The organism is Faecalibacillus sp. H12, from assembly GCF_013361255.1.
GTDB lineage: Bacteria > Bacillota_I > Bacilli_A > Erysipelotrichales > Coprobacillaceae > Faecalibacillus > Faecalibacillus intestinalis.
Genome location: NZ_JABWDK010000001.1, coordinates 326,774 through 345,862 on the forward strand (window position 1 = coordinate 326,774; position 19,089 = coordinate 345,862).

Annotated in this window: 22 protein-coding genes; all 22 read left to right on the plus strand. The window is 32.0% G+C overall.

Annotation, left to right across the window (positions count from 1 at the left end):
• Nucleotides 1-51 precede the first annotated feature (51 nt).
• The 22 genes from HUU89_RS01935 (at nucleotide 52) to HUU89_RS02040 (ending at nucleotide 19,071) form a co-directional block, all read left to right on the plus strand.
• Nucleotides 52-762 (plus strand): DUF969 domain-containing protein, encoded by a 711-nt coding sequence (locus tag HUU89_RS01935; protein ID WP_032089992.1) that lies wholly within the window; start codon nucleotides 52-54, stop codon nucleotides 760-762.
• Nucleotide 763: 1 nt separating this feature from the next.
• Nucleotides 764-1,702, plus strand: coding sequence for a DUF979 domain-containing protein (locus HUU89_RS01940; RefSeq protein ID WP_032089993.1), 939 nt, complete (start codon nucleotides 764-766; stop codon nucleotides 1,700-1,702).
• 11 nt (nucleotides 1,703-1,713) lie between these two features.
• The gene (pcp, locus tag HUU89_RS01945) at nucleotides 1,714-2,358 is read left to right on the plus strand and encodes a pyroglutamyl-peptidase I (RefSeq protein WP_032089994.1); all 645 of its coding nucleotides are present in this window, start codon (nucleotides 1,714-1,716) and stop codon (nucleotides 2,356-2,358) included.
• Between the two features lie 128 nt (nucleotides 2,359-2,486).
• Nucleotides 2,487-3,422, plus strand: coding sequence for a GTP 3',8-cyclase MoaA (locus HUU89_RS01950; RefSeq protein WP_175300865.1), 936 nt, complete (start codon nucleotides 2,487-2,489; stop codon nucleotides 3,420-3,422).
• 1 nt (nucleotide 3,423) lies between these two features.
• Nucleotides 3,424-3,903, plus strand: a complete 480-nt coding sequence (moaC, locus tag HUU89_RS01955; RefSeq protein WP_032089996.1) for a cyclic pyranopterin monophosphate synthase MoaC — start codon at nucleotides 3,424-3,426, stop codon at nucleotides 3,901-3,903.
• Nucleotides 3,888-4,829 carry an MOSC domain-containing protein gene (locus tag HUU89_RS01960; protein ID WP_175300866.1) on the plus strand — a complete coding sequence of 314 codons (942 nt, stop codon included), beginning with the start codon at nucleotides 3,888-3,890 and terminating at the stop codon, nucleotides 4,827-4,829. The genes moaC and HUU89_RS01960 overlap by 16 nt, the downstream gene beginning before the upstream one ends.
• Nucleotides 4,804-5,499 (plus strand): molybdate ABC transporter permease subunit, encoded by a 696-nt coding sequence (modB, locus tag HUU89_RS01965; protein WP_254697678.1) that lies wholly within the window; start codon nucleotides 4,804-4,806, stop codon nucleotides 5,497-5,499. The genes HUU89_RS01960 and modB overlap by 26 nt, the downstream gene beginning before the upstream one ends.
• Nucleotides 5,500-6,144: an ATP-binding cassette domain-containing protein gene (locus HUU89_RS01970; RefSeq protein ID WP_032089998.1), complete on the plus strand. Its 645-nt coding sequence runs from the start codon at nucleotides 5,500-5,502 to the stop codon at nucleotides 6,142-6,144.
• Entirely contained in the window at nucleotides 6,144-6,923 is a 780-nt protein-coding gene (modA, locus tag HUU89_RS01975) for a molybdate ABC transporter substrate-binding protein (RefSeq protein WP_217498394.1), read from the plus strand. Before HUU89_RS01970 ends, modA begins: the two co-directional genes overlap by 1 nt.
• A gap of 1 nt (nucleotide 6,924) precedes the next feature.
• On the plus strand, nucleotides 6,925-7,941 hold the full coding sequence (locus HUU89_RS01980; protein ID WP_175300867.1) for a molybdopterin-binding protein: 1,017 nt from the start codon (nucleotides 6,925-6,927) through the stop codon (nucleotides 7,939-7,941).
• A gap of 2 nt (nucleotides 7,942-7,943) precedes the next feature.
• Nucleotides 7,944-8,294, plus strand: a complete 351-nt coding sequence (locus tag HUU89_RS01985) for a winged helix-turn-helix domain-containing protein (RefSeq protein ID WP_032090001.1) — start codon at nucleotides 7,944-7,946, stop codon at nucleotides 8,292-8,294.
• A complete protein-coding gene (locus tag HUU89_RS01990; protein ID WP_032090002.1) occupies nucleotides 8,287-8,517 on the plus strand; it encodes a DUF3343 domain-containing protein in 231 nt (76 codons plus the stop codon). The genes HUU89_RS01985 and HUU89_RS01990 overlap by 8 nt, the downstream gene beginning before the upstream one ends.
• A complete protein-coding gene (gene selD, locus HUU89_RS01995; protein WP_175300868.1) occupies nucleotides 8,518-9,537 on the plus strand; it encodes a selenide, water dikinase SelD in 1,020 nt (339 codons plus the stop codon). It abuts the gene before it with no gap.
• Between the two features lie 9 nt (nucleotides 9,538-9,546).
• Complete coding sequence (gene yedF / locus HUU89_RS02000; RefSeq protein WP_147580077.1) at nucleotides 9,547-10,116, plus strand: sulfurtransferase-like selenium metabolism protein YedF; 570 nt, start codon at nucleotides 9,547-9,549, stop codon at nucleotides 10,114-10,116.
• A gap of 7 nt (nucleotides 10,117-10,123) precedes the next feature.
• The gene (yqeB, locus tag HUU89_RS02005; protein ID WP_175300869.1) at nucleotides 10,124-10,933 is read left to right on the plus strand and encodes a selenium-dependent molybdenum cofactor biosynthesis protein YqeB; all 810 of its coding nucleotides are present in this window, start codon (nucleotides 10,124-10,126) and stop codon (nucleotides 10,931-10,933) included.
• Nucleotides 10,920-12,044 (plus strand): aminotransferase class V-fold PLP-dependent enzyme, encoded by a 1,125-nt coding sequence (locus tag HUU89_RS02010; protein ID WP_175300870.1) that lies wholly within the window; start codon nucleotides 10,920-10,922, stop codon nucleotides 12,042-12,044. Before yqeB ends, HUU89_RS02010 begins: the two co-directional genes overlap by 14 nt.
• Entirely contained in the window at nucleotides 12,034-13,419 is a 1,386-nt protein-coding gene (yqeC, locus tag HUU89_RS02015) for a selenium cofactor biosynthesis protein YqeC (protein WP_175300871.1), read from the plus strand. Before HUU89_RS02010 ends, yqeC begins: the two co-directional genes overlap by 11 nt.
• A 114-nt stretch (nucleotides 13,420-13,533) precedes the next feature.
• Complete coding sequence (locus HUU89_RS02020; RefSeq protein ID WP_032090008.1) at nucleotides 13,534-14,928, plus strand: uracil-xanthine permease family protein; 1,395 nt, start codon at nucleotides 13,534-13,536, stop codon at nucleotides 14,926-14,928.
• Nucleotides 14,929-14,941: 13 nt separating this feature from the next.
• The gene (locus HUU89_RS02025; RefSeq protein ID WP_032090009.1) at nucleotides 14,942-15,739 is read left to right on the plus strand and encodes an FAD binding domain-containing protein; all 798 of its coding nucleotides are present in this window, start codon (nucleotides 14,942-14,944) and stop codon (nucleotides 15,737-15,739) included.
• Nucleotides 15,729-16,196 (plus strand): (2Fe-2S)-binding protein, encoded by a 468-nt coding sequence (locus HUU89_RS02030; protein ID WP_032090010.1) that lies wholly within the window; start codon nucleotides 15,729-15,731, stop codon nucleotides 16,194-16,196. The genes HUU89_RS02025 and HUU89_RS02030 overlap by 11 nt, the downstream gene beginning before the upstream one ends.
• Nucleotides 16,196-18,478 carry a xanthine dehydrogenase family protein molybdopterin-binding subunit gene (locus HUU89_RS02035; RefSeq protein WP_175300872.1) on the plus strand — a complete coding sequence of 761 codons (2,283 nt, stop codon included), beginning with the start codon at nucleotides 16,196-16,198 and terminating at the stop codon, nucleotides 18,476-18,478. The genes HUU89_RS02030 and HUU89_RS02035 overlap by 1 nt, the downstream gene beginning before the upstream one ends.
• Nucleotides 18,478-19,071, plus strand: a complete 594-nt coding sequence (locus HUU89_RS02040) for a nucleotidyltransferase family protein (protein ID WP_052010861.1) — start codon at nucleotides 18,478-18,480, stop codon at nucleotides 19,069-19,071. The genes HUU89_RS02035 and HUU89_RS02040 overlap by 1 nt, the downstream gene beginning before the upstream one ends.
• The last annotated feature ends 18 nt before the right edge of the window (nucleotides 19,072-19,089 follow it).

Below are 19,089 nucleotides of genomic sequence, written 5' to 3' on the forward strand. Positions count from 1 at the left end.
AAAAGATGAATTCAGTATATAATTTTACAGTCACTAAGGAGGAATTTTATAATGGGAGACGCTATCAAACTTGTCGGGATAGTTATTGTTATCATTGGTTTTGCTTTAAAATTTGATACATTAGCTACTGTAGTTGTTGCAGGTATCGTTACTGGTTTAGTTGGTGGAATGTCTATTATGGATATTTTATCAACACTTGGAGCTGCTTTCCTTACAAACCGTACAGCAACATTATTTATTTTAACATTACCAGTTATTGGTATATGTGAACGTATGGGACTTCGCGATAAAGCTGTTGATTTTATTAGAGGTATCAAGAGTGCAACAACAGGTCGTTTATTATCTATTTGGCAAGTCATTCGTACAATTGCTTCAGCATTTTCATTACGTATTGGAGGACATCCACAATTTATCCGTCCTTTAATCAACCCAATGGCACAAGCATGTGCAATTGCTAAATATGGAGATATTGATGAAAAAACTGAAGATGAAATTAAGGGGATGGCAGCAGGAACAGAAAACTATGGGAATTTCTTTGCTCAAAACTGTTTCATGGGTTCATCAGGAACTTTATTAATTGTTTCGACTTTAAATGAAATCTTCAAATCACATAATATTGCTCAAGAAGTAACTGCTAATCAAATTGCTTTAAATTCAATTCCAATTGCTATTATTTCAGTTATTGTGGGTATTGGTTATGCTTTATGGTATGATCGTAAATTAAAGAAACGTTTTAGTAAAAAGCAAGGAGGAGAAAAATAGTATGTTAGAAATAGATTGGAATACAAGTACAATTTTAGCAGAAGTTTTCTATTGTATTATTGGACTTATTTTTGCTTTTACGGGAGTCAGTGCTTTAAAAAATAAAGAAGTTGAAAAACGAACAACAACAGCAATCTTTTGGTTTATTTTAGCTATTACCTTCATTGTTGGACCTTATATTCCTACATGGATTACAGGGGCATGTATTATTGTTTTAGCTATCTTAACTGCTACTGGTTTAGTACAACCAGCAGCAATGAATATTCCTACTGCTAAAGAAACAAGAGAAAACGCAGATAAATATGGATATAAATCATTTATTCCACCTGTTGTTTTAGCTTTATCAGCAGTTGTTGTTGCAACATTCTTTACAAATTTAGGAGCAAACAATGCCATTGGTATTAGTGCTATTGTTGGTTTAATTGTTGCTTACTTTATTTTCAAACCTAAATTTTCTTTACCATTTAAGGATGGTATTCGTTTAACAGATAACGTAGGAACAACAGGTATCCTACCACAAGTTTTAGCAGCTTTAGGTTCATTATTTACAGCTGCAGGAGTAGGTGCTGTTATTGCTGCAGGAGTAGGTGCTATTATTCCTGAAGGAAATCATTTTATTGCCGTTGCTGTTTATTGCATTGGTATGGCTTTATTTACAATGATCATGGGTAATGGTTTTGCTGCTTTTGCAGTTATTACAGTGGGTATTGGTTATCCATTCTTAATCGCTCAAGGAGCAAATCCAGTTGTTGTAGGTGCTTTAGGGTTAACTGCAGGATATTGTGGTACTTTAATGACACCAATGGCTGCAAACTTCAATATTATGCCAGCGGCTTTATTGGAAACGAAGAGTAAATATGCTATAATAATTTCACAATTACCAGTTGCGTTAATTATGTTAGCAGTACACATTGTTTTAATGTATGTATTAGCTTTCTAGGAGGAAATGAAATGAAATTATTATTAACTGCATTTGATCCTTTTGGAGGAGAAAAAATTAATCCAGCTTTAGAAGCTGTCAAACGTGTTCAAGACAAAATTGGTGATCTTGAAATCGTTAAATTAGAAGTACCAACTGTTTTCTATAAATCAATTGATACAGTTGCAAATGCTATTGAAAAAGAACATCCTGATGTTGTTTTATGTATTGGACAAGCAGGTGGAAGATTTGACTTAACACCAGAAAGAGTGGCTATCAATATTAATGATGCACGTATTCCTGATAATGAAGGAAATCAACCTTTAAGTGGTTCAATCTTTGAAGATGGAGAAAATGCTTATTTTTCATCTTTACCAATCAAAGCAATGGTTGCTGAAATTAGAAAAGCAGATATTCCTGCAAGTGTTTCTAATTCAGCAGGAACTTATGTATGTAACCATTTAATGTATGGTGTTCTTTATACAATTGCTAAAAAATACCCATCAATGCGAGGTGGATTTATGCATGTACCATTTATTACAAGTCAAGTTGCTAACCGTCCAACAAATGCACCAAGTTTATCACTTGATACAATTGTTAAAGGAATTGAAGCTGCTTGTAAAGCAATTGCTGAAAATCCAGAAGATATTGTCGCTGTTGAAGGACATACACATTAGTTATCGAAAACTAGAGTTAGAAATAATTCTAGTTTTTTTATTTTGTCTAAAATATTTTGTTGAAATTTGCAAGATAATCTATTAAATTATTTATAGGGTTATTCTCATTTGAAAATAACGGAGGGCTTATGTTGGATTTATATCAAAGAAAAATAGATTATATGCGTATTTCCATTACAGATCGTTGTCATTTTCAATGTGCTTATTGTAAAAATGATCATCCACGAAAATTAAAACATCAAGATATTTTATCTTATGAACAATTATTACTCATTGTTGATCAAGCTATCCAATTAGGAATCAATAAATTTAAAATTACAGGTGGGGAACCAACAATTAGAAAAGATTATCTTTTCTTTATTAAAGAATTAAAAAAACGAAATGTCCAGGTCACTTTAACAACCAATGGCTCTTTATTTACTAAAGAAGATTTAGATTGTTTAAAAGAAATAGGAATAGATGGTATTAATTTTTCAATAGATACTCTTGATCTAAAAGAATATTTTTTATTGACACAACAAGATTGTTTAGGAATAGTTTTAGATAATTTGTTTTATGCTTATAAGCTACAAATTCCTGTAAAAATAAATTGTGTTGTCGATGATACTTTTACAATGAATCGCTTGGAAAATATGTTGATGCTTATTAAAGATAAAAAAATAGCGTTGCGTTTTATTGAACTCATGCCTTTAAATAAAGAACAGCGTAATCAAAAAATGAGAGATGTTCTCCATTATTTAAAAAAATATCCAATTCAAGAAAGTCTAGATAAATTAGGCAATGGTCCTGCGCATTATTATACAATAAATGGTTATCAAGGTTATGTTGGTTTTATTGAAGCTCTTCATCATAAGTTTTGTCATCAATGTAATCGTCTTCGTTTAACAAGTACTGGAAAGATCAAGCCGTGTTTATTTTATGAAGAAATGCATGATTTAAAACCGTATCTTAATAATGAAAAACAATTACGTTTGCATCTTGAAAAAGCAATTGAATTAAAACCAAAAGAACATCATTTTGAAGAGGATGTTTCTTATACAAAAATGAATGAAATAGGAGGATAATATGGATTTTACACATTTTGATGAAAAAGGAAATGCCATTATGGTAGATGTATCTTCAAAAGACACAACACAAAGGACAGCAATTGCTTATGGTGAAATTTGTGTTGGTCAAGAAATACTTGAAAAAATTGAAAATCATCAAATGAAAAAGGGTGATGTTCTTTCAGTGGCAAGAATTGCTGGAATTATGGCAGTAAAGAAAACCAGTGATATTATTCCATTATGCCATCCTTTACTTCTAAGTAAGATTACCGTGGATTTTCATATTAATCATGAAAAAGAATTGATAGAAACTTATTGTCAAGTTACATGTTTGGGAAAGACAGGGGTTGAAATGGAAGCACTCCATGGTGTGAGTGCTACACTACTTACTATTTATGATATGTCAAAGGCTGTTAGTAAAGAAATGGAAATTAGAAATATTCATTTAATAAGTAAAAGTGGTGGAAAGAGTGGTGATTTTAAATGGCAGGACAAGTAAAAGCAATCTGTTTAAGTGAAAAAAAAGGAACGGCAAAAATACCTGTTGAAAAAATTGAAGTTATTGAAAATCATGGCTTTAAAAATGATGCTCATGCAGGTTCTTGGCATCGACAAGTTTCCTTGTTATCTTATGAAACAAGAGAAGAATTTAAGAAAATGGGTTCTACTGTTGAAGATGGTGCTTTTGGTGAAAATTTACTTATTTCAGGAATTGATTTTAATGAAATTGAAATAGGAACACGTCTTAAAATAGGTGATGTTATTCTTGAAATTACTCAACTTGGGAAAAGCTGTCATAACCATTGTGCTATTTATCATCAAGTAGGAAAATGTATTATGCCCACAAATGGCTTATTTTCTCGTGTTTTAAAAGGAGGAACGATTCAGTTGAATGACTCAGTTGAAGTTTTAAAAGAAAGAGATAAACGTTTACGTGTGGCAATTTTAACACTTTCTGATAAAGGCAGTCAGGGTCAAAGAGAGGATTTAAGTGGACCTTACATCCAAGATTATTTTAAAGAAAGAGGCTATTATGTCACTTCTTATGAAATCTTACCTGATGAACAAAAGCTAATTGAACAAGCATTGATTAATTTATCAGATCGTTGTCATAATGATTTGATTATTACCACTGGTGGGACAGGGTTAAGTATGCGGGATGTCACACCAGAAGCCACACTAAAAGTAGCAACACGAAATGTACCAGGTATCAGCGAAGCAATTCGCTATGAGTCAATGAAATATACCAATCGTGCCATGCTTTCAAGAGGGGTATCTGTTTTAAGAAACAAAACGTTGATTATTAATTTGCCAGGAAGTTTAAAAGCTGTTAAAGAAAGTTTAGATATTATTATTGATCCTTTAAAACATGGGTTAGAAATTTTAAAAGGAGAGGCACATGATTGTGCTCGAAAAGATGGTTGATTTATCACCTCTTTATATTTCTTTAAAAACAGCAATTATTACAATTGTCATTACTTTCTTTTTAGGTTTATTTCTTGCAAAATGGACGTTGAATCGAAAACATGATTTAACGAAAATTATTTTAGACGGTATTTTTACCATGCCTCTTATTTTACCACCAACAGTTATGGGATTTTTCTTATTAATGATCTTTGGGGTTAATCAACCTATTGGAAAACTTTTTCTCCATGTTTTTCATTATAAAATTACTTTTAGTTTTTCAGCAACGGTTATTGCTGCTGTCGTGATTTCTTTTCCTTTAATGTATCGTAGTGCCAAAGCGGCCATGGAACAAATAGATCATGATTTGATTGATTCAGGAAGAACACTGGGAATGTCAGAAAAACGCATTTTCTTTACAGTCATTTTACCTGAAGCTATGCCAGGAATTATTAGTGGGGGTGTTCTATCTTTTGCAAGAGGTTTAGGGGAATTTGGAGCAACGGCTATGCTTGCAGGAAATATAGTTGGAAAAACAAGAACTTTACCTTTAGCGGTCTATAGTGAAGTCATGTCAGGAAATTACGATAATGCAGGTGTTTATGTTTTTATTATCGTTGTTGTTTGTTTGATAGCTGTTGTTGGTGTCAATGTTTATCAATACTCTATTAAGAAAAAAAGGAGTTTTTAGATGAAATTAGAAGTTGTAATCTTTAAAAAATTGTCAGAATACGATTTAGATGTCTGTTTTGAAAGTCATGAAGACCGCCTTGGTTTAATGGGACCAAGTGGAAGTGGAAAAAGTATGGTTTTAAAATGTATTGCTGGAATTATGACACCGGATGCAGGACGTATTGTTTTAGATGATGAAGTTTTATTTGACAGTGATTTAAAAATTAATATTTCCCCACAAAAAAGAAAAATAGGATACATGTTTCAAAATTACGCATTATTTGATCATATGAATGTTTATCAAAACATTGCTGCTCCTTTAAAAGCACATCATGAAGATAAACAAGTGATTAAAGAAAAAGTTCAACAAATCATGAAAGACTTTCAAATAGATGATTTACAAAAAAGATATCCTCGTCAGCTTTCAGGAGGACAAAAACAACGCGTTGCTTTAGCACGGTTACTTGTTTATGATACAAATCTTGTTTTATTAGACGAACCTTTTAGTGCCTTAGATGAATCATTAAAGGAAATGCTTTTAAATGAAACAAAGAAAAAATTAATTGAATATCAAAAGAAATGTCTGTTTGTAACACATAGTCCAAAGGAAATGGAAATGATGTGTGATAATAAATTAAAAATAAAAAGAGGGAGATTGGAATAATGAAAAAGTTATTAAGTTTAATGTGTAGCTTATTAATGATTGTTACTTTATGTGGTTGTTCATCAACTCAAGATCAACAAGAAGAAGTAACATTGACATTTGCTGCTGCAGCAAGTTTGGAAAATACGTTTGAAGACAAACTTATTCCTGAATTTGAAAAAGAAAATCCAAATATCAAAGTTCAAGGAGTTTATGATTCAAGTGGTAAATTACAAATTCAAATTGAACAAGGATTAAAGGCAGATGTTTTCTTTTCTGCAGCAACAAAACAAATGGATGCTCTTGTTGATGAAAAATACATTAATAAAAAGGATGTTGTTGATTTATTAGAAAATAAACTGGTTTTAATTACTGGTAAACAAACAACAACAGAAGTAAAAGATTTTGCTAATATCGCAAAAGCAGAAACAATTGCGATTGGAGATCCTGAAGTTGTACCTGCTGGTCAATATGCAAAAATGGCATTAACTCATTTAGGGCTATATGATGCTTTAAGTTCAAAATATAGTTTAGGGGGAAATGTCACTGAAGTATTAAACTGGGTTGCTTCATCTTCAAGTGAAGTAGGTATTGTTTATTCAACAGATGCTAAAAGCAGTAAAGATGTAAAAGTCCTTGCAACCTGTGAAAATAGTTTATTAGATGAACCTGTTATTTACCCAGTTGCAAAACTTGCTAAAACAAAACATAGTGATGAAACTGAAAAATTCCTAAAATTCATTCAAAAGAAATCTTCTTTAAAACAATTTGAAAATTACGGGTTTACTGTTAATAAATAACATGAAAGAAATTAAAACAGAAGATGCCATAGGTAGTGTTCTCTGCCATGACATCACAGAAATTGTAAAAGACCAAAGAAAAGGGCCTCGTTTTAAGAAGGGCCATATTATTAAAGAAGAAGATATTGAAGTATTATTGAATTTAGGAAAAGAACATCTTTATGTTTTTGAAAAAGATGAAACAATGATGCATGAAAATGATGCAGCAGAAATATTATGTAATCTTTGTTTCAATGAATATATGAAAAAAAGCGCTATTAGTGAAGGAAAGATTGAACTTACAAGTACAATTGATGGATTGTTTAAAGTAAATCGAGAAGAACTTTTTAAGGTCAATTCTTTTGGACAAATGATGATTGCGACAAGACAAGGAAATGTACCTGTAAAAAAAGGGGATAAACTTGCAGGTATGCGTATTATTCCACTCGTTATTGAAAAAGAAAAGATGCAACAAATCCAAGAAAAAATTCAAAAACCTATTTTAGAAATCATGCCTTATCAAATAAAAACAGCAGGAATTATTACTACAGGTTCAGAGGTTTATAAAGGGAGAATTAAAGATACATTTACGCCAGTCATCGTAGAAAAATTAAAAGAATACGGGGTAGAAGTTACTTACCATAGTTTATCATTAGATGATCATGAAATGACAACTAGTAAAATCAATGAAGCTTTAAAACAAGGAGTGGATCTTGTTTTATGCACAGGAGGAATGTCTGTTGATCCTGATGATAAAACACCACTGGCGATAAAAAACACAGGTGCAAAAATAATAAGCTATGGTGCACCTGTTCTTCCTGGAGCAATGTTTTTATTAAGTTATAAAGGTGATGTTCCAATTGTTGGATTACCAGGATGTGTCATGTATTCACGTCGAACAATTTTTGATATTGTTTTACCAAGACTTCTTGCTAAAGATTTAATTACCAGTGACGAACTTGCTTTGCTTGGTGAAGGAGGACTTTGTTTAAATTGTCCTGTTTGTACTTTTCCAAATTGTGGACTTTCGAAAGGATAAAAATGACTTATAAAAATCCACAGAAATTTGATTTAAAGATTCGTCTTTATAACCAAGAAAAAAGTTTTGGTAAAGGCGTTTATGAACTGATGAAAAAAACGCAAAGTTTTGGTTCCTTATCAGGAGCTTACAAAGCTATGAAAATGTCAAATTCAAAGGCATGGAAAATTTTAAAAAGAGCGGAAGAGGATTTAGACATGCCTCTTGTTGAACGTATTAGTGGTGGTAAAGATGGTGGTGGTAGTAAACTTACTCAAGAAGGCGAAGAATTGTTAGAAAAGTATGAAAAATTTATTCAAGAAATGAATGAATATGCGAAGGTTCGGTTTAAGGAGATTTTTGAAGATGAATAAACAGGAATATTTAATTATTACTTTTCATTCATTAGATGATGCAATGGATTTGGATGCTAAACAAACATCTTCTATGAAAGGACGTTTAATTCCTAAACCATCTGTTATTGATGCAGGATGTGGCATGTGTTTTTCTTGTCAAAATAAAGATATGGAAAAGTGGAAGATTTTTCTTGAAGAAAATCAAATTCATTATGAAAAAATAGTAAAGGTTGTGTTTTAAATGAAAGAAAAGCTTTATTGTAAAAGTGGTGGCTGTAGTGCTAAATTAGGCGCTAAAAAATTAACTCATATTTTAGAAAAAATCGATAAATATCCCAATTCTAATTTACTTGTTGGCTTTGATAGTCATGATGATGCCTCTGTTTATCAAATAAATGAACATCAAGCTATTGTTTCAACACTTGATTTCTTTCCAGCAATGGTAGAAGATTCTTATTTATTTGGACAAATTGCAGCAACGAATGCTTTAAGTGATGTTTATGCTATGGGTGGAACTCCTTTGACAGCTTTAAATATTGTTTGTTTTAACGATCAAGATGATTTAAATATTTTAGGAAAAATCATTGAAGGTGGAAATGATAAACTAAAAGAAGCTAAAGTTGTTTTATCAGGTGGTCATTCTATCAAAGACGAATCAACAAAATATGGCTTAAGTGTTACGGGAATAGTAGATCCAAGTAAAATGATTCAAAATAATGGAGTACAAGTGGGAGATACATTAATTCTTACTAAAAAATTAGGAGTAGGATTGACATTAAATGCTTATCGTTTAAATGATGCACGTCAAGAAATACTTGATGAGGTTTTTAAGAGTATGACAACACTTAATAAATATGCATTCGATGTTTTAAATAAATATACACTTCATGCTTTAACGGATGTCACTGGTTTTGGTTTACTTGTTCATTTAGATGAAATGCTAGATGAAAAGGCAAGTGCATTTTTAGACAAGGAAAGTATTCCCTATTTTAAGGATTGCCCTTATTATGTTAATGAATTTTATTTAAGTGGAGGCGGACAGCATAATCGCAATGCAATGAAAAATAAAGTTTGTTTTGATGAGGAAAACTTTGTTTTAGAAGAAATTCTTTATGATCCACAAACAAGTGGAGGACTTCTTGCCAGTGTTGCAAGTGATGATTTAGAAAATATTTTAAATGATTTTAACCAAGCAGGACTTGCTTGTTATGTGATTGGTAAAATTGTTGAAAAAGATCAATTTGATATTTATGTACGTTAGGAGATTATTATGGAAATTTTAGATGCTCGAGGACTTGAATGCCCATTACCAGTTGTAAAAACAAAGGAATTATTAAAAGAAATTGATAAAGTAAAAGTACTTGTTGATAATGAGATTGCGATTGAAAATTTAACAAAATTTGCAGGAGTAAGACATTATCAAATTGTTACAGGTGATGACGGAGATGATTTTTATGCAATTATTGCTAAAGAAGGTATTGATGAAGAATTAGATTTTAATGAAAAAAGTGGAGATGTTGTTGTTATTTCAAGTAAAACAATGGGAAGTAATGAAGAACTTGGTGCTGTTTTAATGAAATCATTTATCTTTGCACTTACAAAACAAGATCAATTACCTAAAGAAATGATTTTTTATAATGAAGGTATTTTCCTTACTACAAATGAGGGAGATATTTTAAATGATTTAAAATATCTTGAAAGTCAAGGTGTTGATATTGTAAGTTGTGGAACATGTCTCGATTTCTTTAACCGTAAAGAGTTATTACAAGTAGGGGCTGTCACAAATATGTATGATATTGTTGAAAGAATGGAGAAGGCTGAAAAAGTTATTAAGCCATAAAAGATAAATGAAAGATTTAGTTATTGTAAGAGGTGGTGGCGATATTGCTACAGGGACCATTTATAAACTTTTTAAATGTGGATTTAAGGTCTTGATTTTAGAAATTGAAAAACCAAGTGCCATTCGAAGAAATGTTGCTTTTTGTGAAGCTATTTATGATACGCAAAAACAAGTAGAAGATGTCACTTGTTATCTAGCACATGACTATGATGAAGCAAAACAATTTTTAATGGAAAATAAAGTGACGTTATTGATTGATCCAGAGGCTAAAGCCATTGATTATTTCAAGCCAGAGGTTGTTGTTGATGCCATTCTTGCTAAAAAGAATTTAGGAACAACAAAAAAGATGGCACCAATTACCATTGCTTTAGGTCCGGGATTTATGGCAGGTAAAGATGTTGATGTTGTTATTGAAACGATGCGAGGGCATAAACTAGGAAGAACGATTTATCAAGGAGCTGCTTTAAAAAATACAGGTGTACCAGGTGTCATTAAAGGTTATGGGAAAGAACGTGTTATTCATTCTCCTGGCGCAGGAACTGTAAAACATGTAAGGCATTTAACAGATATTGTTAAAAAAGGTGAAGTGATTGCTTACGTTGATCAAACACCGATTTATGCGACAATGGATGGATTACTTCGTGGCTTGATTAAAGAAGGCTTTGTAGTCACTCAAGGTTTTAAAATGGCAGATATTGACCCACGTGAAGATGAATATGAAAATTGTTTTACGATTTCCGATAAAGCACGCTGCATTGCTGGTGGTGTCATTGAAGCTATCTTTTATTTAAGAGGACATAGAAATGATTTATCTTGATCAAGCAGCAACCAGTTTTCCTAAAATTAAAGAAGTTCAAGATGCAGTAATTGATTGTATGAATCATTGCACCAATGCGAATCGTTCTACCAGTGTGACAAGTTTAAATGCGAGTCGTTTGATTTATCAAACACGCAAACTTATTAAAGAATATTTTCATGTACCTCAAGATGGATGTGTGGTTTTAAATAGTGGAAATACCGAAAGTCTCAATACATGTATTAAAGGTATTCTCAAAAAAGGAGATCATGTGATTACGACTTACGCTGAACATAACAGTGTTTTAAGACCACTTTATCAATTAGAAAAAGCAAATATTATTACGTTATCTATTACCTCACCTACAGTAGAGAATATTAAAAAACATCTTCAAAAAAAGACAAAAATGATTATTGTAACACATAGTTCTAATGTAACGGGTGAAATTTATCCAATTGTTGAAATTGGAAAACTAGCGCATGAACATGGTATTTTAATGATGAGTGATGTTGCCCAAAGTGCGGGACATCTTCTAATTGATATGGAAAAGATGAATTTAGATATTTTATGTTTTAGTGGTCATAAAGGGTTGCTTGGAAATAGTGGAGTTGGTGGTTTTTGTTTAGCTCAATCTATAGAAATAGAACCTTTAATAAGTGGTGGAACAGGAATGGACTCTTTTAATCATTTTCAAAGTGATTACTACCCTGAACATGTTGAAGCGGGGACACGTAATATGACAGGAATTGCTTCTTTAAAGGCAGGTGTTTTTTATTTAATGAAATATCAAGATGAAAAATCAAAATACACAAATGAATTAGTTGAACTTTTATATGATGGTTTAAAAAATATTCCACAAGTTGTTTTGTATGGCGATTTCAAAGAAAGAACACCAATTCTTGCCTTTAATATACGAGGAATGGATAGTTTTCAAGTGGCAGATCTTTTAAATAATAAATATGATATTGCGATTCGTTGCGGTACTCATTGTGCACCTTTGATGCATCAACATCTCAATACAGTGAAAAATGGAATCGTAAGAGTATCACTTTCATTTATGAATATAAAAGAAGAAATACAATTTTTCATCAAAGCAATTCAAGAAATTAGTGAGGGTAATTATGATAATTAGTGTTATTGGTTCAGGTGGAAAGACAACAAAAATAAAGCAGTTAAAAGATCGATATTTAAAAGAAGGTAAGAGTGTTTTAATGACAACTTCTACTCATATGAAAATTGAAGAAAATACACTAGTCGATCCGAGTTATGAAGAAATTATAAATGAAATTAAAAAGCATGGCTACGTACATGCAGGTAGCAAAGCCAAAAATCAAAAAATTAAAGCTTTAGATGATGACTTATTAAAAAGGTTAAAAAAAGAAATAGATGTAATTTTAATTGAAGCTGATGGTTCTCATGGATTACCTTTAAAATATCCAAGAAATCATGAACCTGTTGTAGACAAAGACAGCAGTGAAATTATTTTAATTACTTCTTTAAAGGGACTTGGAAAACCTGCTCAAGATGTCGTTCATGGTTATCAAGAAATGAAAGTTGATGGAAATCAAAGAGTAGATAGTCTTTTTATTCAACAACTTATCAACATCTATTTAAAAAAAATTAATAAATATTATGTTCCCGTTAAAATTCAAGTAAACGGAGCAAGTTCGCTTTATGAAAAAGCACTAGCTTCGTTATTAGAAAATCAAAAAGAGGTAACACTTATTAATGAAGAATGGTTCTTGCCACAACCGAAACTTGTTATTTTGGGTGCAGGACATGTGAGTCAATATGTAAATAAACTTGCTTCTATGTTGGATTTCTATACGATTGTTATTGATGAAAGAAAAGAATTTGCATGTAAAGAATTATTTCCAGAAGCAAATGAAATTCATTGTGTTTCTTTTGATAAAGCTGATTCCTATTTTCCTAAGGAGGCAAATACATGTTATGTCATTGTGACAAGAGGACATAAAGATGATTGTTTGTGTTTAAAAAAGACACTTTTTCTACAAAGTCTTTATGTAGGAATGATTGGAAGCAAGAAGAAAGTTAGACAAACTTATGATGCTTTACTAGAAGAAGGATATCAACAAGTTGAACTTGATAAAGTACATGCGCCTATTGGACTTCCAATAAAAGCGATAACCCCTGCAGAGATTGCCGTCAGTATCATGTCTGAAATTATAGCTATTAAAAATGAACATCAATATTCAAGTATAACAAATGACTTATTAGAAGTACAAGGTGATGGTGTTTTATGTATTATTATTGATAAAAAAGGATCAACACCACGTACGGTTGGTAGTATGATGTTTGTAAATGAAAAAGGCCTTGTTGGTTCTATTGGTGGGGGAAGGGAAGAATATCAAGCTATTTTAGATGCTAAGAATTGTCAAAAGGTAATGATAAAACATTATGAATTAAATAATAGCGAAAGTGCCAATTTAGGAATGATTTGTGGAGGAAGCAATGATGTGTTATTTCTTCCTATAAAGCAGCATTAGCTGTTTTTTTTATATCTATAAATCTATTTTTTTGTAGTATCTTGATGAAAAAAAAGAGTTATGCTACAATTTTCTTGTTTTTAGAAGGTTAATTTAATGTGAGGGAGAGAGAATATGGAGAAAAAAGAGTATACAAGTCCTTATGATTTTGAAGGGAAAATTCCTTTAAAACAGGCAATTATTTTAGGTTTACAACACGTTCTAGCAATGTTCGTTGGTAACTTAACACCAGTACTTATTATTACGGGGGCTTGTGCTGCAATGCATGATGCAGATGTATTTGCTGCAATTCAAGTTTCACTTTTACAAAATGCAATGCTTATTGCAGGTGTTGTTACTTTAGTACAATTATTTTCAATAGGTCCTATTGGTGGGAAAGTCCCAATTATCATGGGAACAAGTTCAGGATTTATTGGTGTTTTCCAAAGTGTTGCTCATGTAATGGGTGGTGGTGTTTTAGGATATGGTGCCATCATGGGAGCAAGTATTATTGGTGGTTTATTTGAAACGGTTTTAGGTTTTCTTTTAAAACCATTACGTCGTTTCTTTCCGTCTGTTGTTACAGGAACAGTTGTTTTATCCATTGGTTTGTCTTTAATTGGTGTTGGTGTTGCTTCTTTCGGGGGAGGAAGTAGTGCTAAAGATTATGGATCTGTAGAAAATCTTTTAATTGGTTTATTTGTTTTAGTTGTTATTTTAGCTTTTAAACATGGTACAAAAGGAATGCTAAGTAATTCGGCTGTTTTAATTGGAATTATTTGTGGTTATGTTTTATGTATGATTTTACCATTGTTTATTTCAACAACAGGTGTTGCCAGTGATGGAACAGAGTTTGTTAAATCATGGGTTTTAAATTGGGATAAGGTGGCTCAAGCAAAATGGTTTGCCTTACCAAAACTCATGCCAGTAAAACCAGTTTTTGATTTAAGAGCAATCTTACCAGTTTTAATTATGTTTATTGTTACAGCTGTTGAAACTGTTGGGGATATTTCTGGTGTTATGGAAGGTGGAATGTCAAGAGAAGCTACAGATCAAGAATTATCAGGTGGTGTGATCTGTGATGGTATTGGTTCATCCATTGCCGCTTTATTTGGTGTTTTACCTAATACATCTTTTTCACAAAATGTTGGGTTAGTAACAATGACTAAAATTGTCAATCGTTTTGCTTTGGCGTGTGGTGCGATTTTCCTAATTATTTGTGGTTTATTTCCTAAATTAGCGGCACTTGTTTCAATTATGCCTCAATCCGTATTAGGTGGAGCAGCAGTCATCATGTTTTCATCGATTGTTATGTCTGGAATTCAATTGATTACCAAAGAACCTCTTACTGCTCGTTCAATGACAATTGTTTCAGTTGCTTTAGGATTAGGTTATGGTATTGGTGCAAATAGTGCAATTTTAGTGCAACTTCCACAAGCGATTCAAATGATTTGTGGAGAATCAGGAATTGTACCTGCTGCTTTTGTAGCAATTATTTTAAATATTTTATTACCAAAAGAAAAACAATAAAGGAGGGCTTTCTTTGTTATCGATTAGAAATTATGTGCGACCTCAAACAATTGAGGAAGCTTATGAATATGCAAAAAAACCGCTGAGTGTTGTTTTAGGTGGTATGTTATGGCTTAAAATGCAAAATAGAAATGTTAATTTTGCTATTGATCTATCTGATTTACATTTAGATCAAATTGAAGAAATAGATGATGAAATACATATTGGTGCTATGGTTACTTTAAGAGAGCTTGAAACAAATGAACAATTAAACCATTTTACACAAGGAGCTATTAAAGAAAGTGTACGTCATATTGTCGGTGTTCAATTTAGAAACTTAGCGACAATTGGTGGGTCTATTTATGGAAGGTTTGGTTTTTCTGATGTTTTAACACTTTTTATGGCGCTTGATTGTGAGGTAGAACTTTATCCAACTGGGCGGGTTTCTATCAAAGAATTTGCGAATATGAAATTTACAAAAGATATTCTTACAAAAGTTATTATTAAAAAAGTACCAACAAATGTGGTTTATTTATCACAAAGAAATATTTCAACAGATTTTCCTGTTTTAACCTGTGCTGTTAGTAATATAAATCAACATTATACATGTATCATTGGAGCAAGACCGTTACATGCGGTAGCTATTAATGGAGATAGTTATTTTGAAACAGGTATTACTGAAGAAAATATTCAAAATTTTACAAAATGTGTTTTATCAGAATTAAAATTAGGAAGCAATTCAAGAGCATCTAGAGAATATCGTCAAAAGATTGCAAAAGTTTTAATAAAAAGAGCTTTTCTTCAATTGAAGGAGGATGTATATGGAAATTAAATTAACTTTAAATGGAGAAAGAATTGTACAAGATATTGAACCTGATTTATTACTTATTGATTTTGTGAGAAAAAATGGTTGCTATAGTGTTAAACGTGGTTGTGATACAAGTAACTGTGGATTATGTACGGTTTTATTAAATGATAAACCAGTGCTTTCATGCAGTATTCTTGCAATGCGTGCAAATGGTGCAAAAGTAGTTACTTTAGAAGGAATGCAAGAAGAAGCAAAACCACTTGCAACATTTATTGCTAGTCAAGGTGCTGAACAATGTGGTTTTTGTAATCCTGGATTTATGATGAATACACTTGCTTTATTAAAAGAAAATCCTCATCCAAGTGATGATGAAATTAAAGAATTTTTAGCTGGAAATTTATGTCGTTGTTCAGGTTATGAAGGACAACTTAGAGGAATAAAAAATTACCTAAACTATCTTGAAGAAAAGGGGAATGAATAATGGCTTATAAACATATTGAAAAACCGGTCATGAAAAAAGATGCGATGAATCTTTTGCTTGGTAAACCTGTTTATGTAGATGACATAACAAGTCAAGACTGTTTAGTTGTTAAAGTGTTAAGATCACCACATGCTCATGCTTTGATTGAAGAAATTGATGTTTCTAAAGCTCAAAAAATCCCAGGTATTGAAGCTGTTTATACGTATAAAGATGTCCCTCAAAGTCGTTTTACCATGGCAGGTCAAACGTCTCCAGAACCAAGTCCTTATGATCGTTTAATTTTAGATCAAAGAGTTCGTTTTGTGGGAGATGCTGTTGCTATTGTTGCTGGTATTAATGAAAAGATTGTTGATCGTGCTTTAAAAATTATTAAAGTGAAATATCAAGTTTTAACACCAGTTCTTGATTTTACGAAAGCAAAAGATAATAACATCTTAGTTCATCCTGAAGAAAATTGGAAATCTTTATGTCCAGTAGGTGCTGATAATCATAGAAATCTTGTGGCAACAGATTCTTCAAGTCAAGGTGATTTAGAAAAAGTGTTTGCTTCTTGTGATCAAGTCATTGAAAGAACCTATCATACAAGAGCAAACCAACAAGCAATGATGGAAACTTTTAGAACTTATTGTGAAATTGACCCTTATGGAAGACTTCACGTTATTTCTTCAACCCAAATTGTTTTCCATTGTCGAAGAATTCTTGCTAACGCATTAGATATTCCTCAATCGAAAATTCGTGTTGAAAAGCCAAGAATTGGAGGAGGATTTGGGGCTAAACAAACTGTTGTAGCTGAAGTTTATCCTGCTTTTGTAACATGGATGACCAAGAAACCTTCTAAAATGATTTATAGTCGAAAAGAATCACAAATTGCCTCTACACCACGTCATGAAATGCAAGTGACTGTTAAATTAGGAGCAATGAATGATGGAACAATTCGTGCAATGGACGTTTATACTCTTTCAAATAGTGGTGCTTTTGGTGAACATGGACCAACAACAGTAGGTTTATCGGGACATAAATCGATTCCACTTTATACAAATAATCTTGAAGCCTTTAAATTTTCTTATGATGTTGTTTATACCAATTGTCAAGCTGCTGGTGCTTATCGTGGCTATGGCGCTACGCAAGGACTTTTTGCGGTAGAATCGATTGTTAGTGAAATGGCAGGAATTTTAGGTATTGACCCAGTAGTTATTCGAGAAAAGAATATGGTTAGACAAGGTCAAACAATGGGGGCTTATTATAATGAGGTTGCAAAAGCATGCGCCTTAGATAAATGTATGGAGCATGCTAAAAAACTTTTTGATTGGGAAAATAAATCAAAGGTACGCGTCTTAGAAAACGGTAAAATTAGAAGTTCTGGAGTAGCCATGGCTATGCAAGGATCTGGTATTTCAGGGGTTGACGTAGGTTCTGCTACATTAAAACTTGAAGATGATGGTTATTATACACTTCATATTGGGGCAGCTGATATGGGAACAGGTTGTGACACCATTCTTGCACAAATGGCGGCCGAATGTTTAGATTGTGATGTTGATCAAATTGTTGTTTTTGGGGCAGATACGGATATTTCACCTTATGATTCAGGTTCTTATGCTTCTTCAACAACTTATGTAACAGGAAAGGCAGTAGAGCAAGCTTGTGAAAAATTAAAAAACAATTTATGTAACCTTGCTTTACAAACATTTCATTGTGAAAAAGAAGATGTTGAATTCACCTCACAAGGTGTTAAAAATTTAAAGACAAACGAACTTTTAACTTTAAAGGAGCTTGCTTTAAAAGCAATGTGTGGAAATAATATCGAAACACAGGTTACAGTTACCCATTCATCTCCATTTTCGCCACCACCTTATATGGTAGGAATGGTTGAAATTGAACTTGATAAAGAAACAGGGCAAGTTGATATTCTTGATTATGTTGCGGTTGTCGATTGCGGCACTGTTATTAATACAAATTTAGCACGTGTTCAAACAGAAGGGGGCTTAGTTCAAGGAATTGGTATGGCTCTCTATGAAGATGTTCAATATACAAAACGTGGTGCTATTACTGAAAATTCTTTTATGCAATATAAAATTCCTACACGTTTGGATATGGGAAAAATTAGAGTTGAATTTGAAAGTAGCTATGAACCAACTGGTCCATTTGGTGCAAAATCGATTGGTGAAATTGTTATTAATACACCATCTCCTGCGATCGCCAATGCCATCTATCGAGCAACTGGTAAGTATTTAAAAGATCTTCCAATGACTCCTGAAAAAATCTTAATGGCAATCGATGAATAATGAAAACATATATTATTTATTTAGCAGCAGGAAATAGTCGTCGTTTTAAAGAAGATAAGTTACATGCGCTTTTTAAAGGAAAAGAGCTTTATCTTTATGGAATTGATACTTTGAAACAATTATTAAAATATCGTAATGATCTAGAAATTATCGTTGTTTCTAATACAATTGATATACAAGAAAAATATATTCATAGTTATAAAAGCCCTTTAAGTGAAAGAGGAATTTCCTATTCTATTAAAGCTGCTTTAAACCATATCAATCAAGATGATGACTATCAAATGATGTTTATGGTTGCCGATCAACCCTATCTATCTTATCAAACACTCAATAAGATGATTGATACATTTAATCAATCATCTTATTCTATATGTTCTTTAATGTTTAAAGATAGAGTAGGAAATCCTGTGATTTTTTCTAAAGACTATTTCAATGAGTTATATTCTTTAAAAGAAGATCAAGGTGGGCGTAAGATCGTTAATAAATATCCACAAGAATGTTTCTATTTTAGAATTGAAAATGAAAAAGAACTTTATGATATTGATTATCAAAATGACTTACAAAAACTGATAAAGGAAGAAGAATATGATTGAATAGGCTAAATTAGAAGA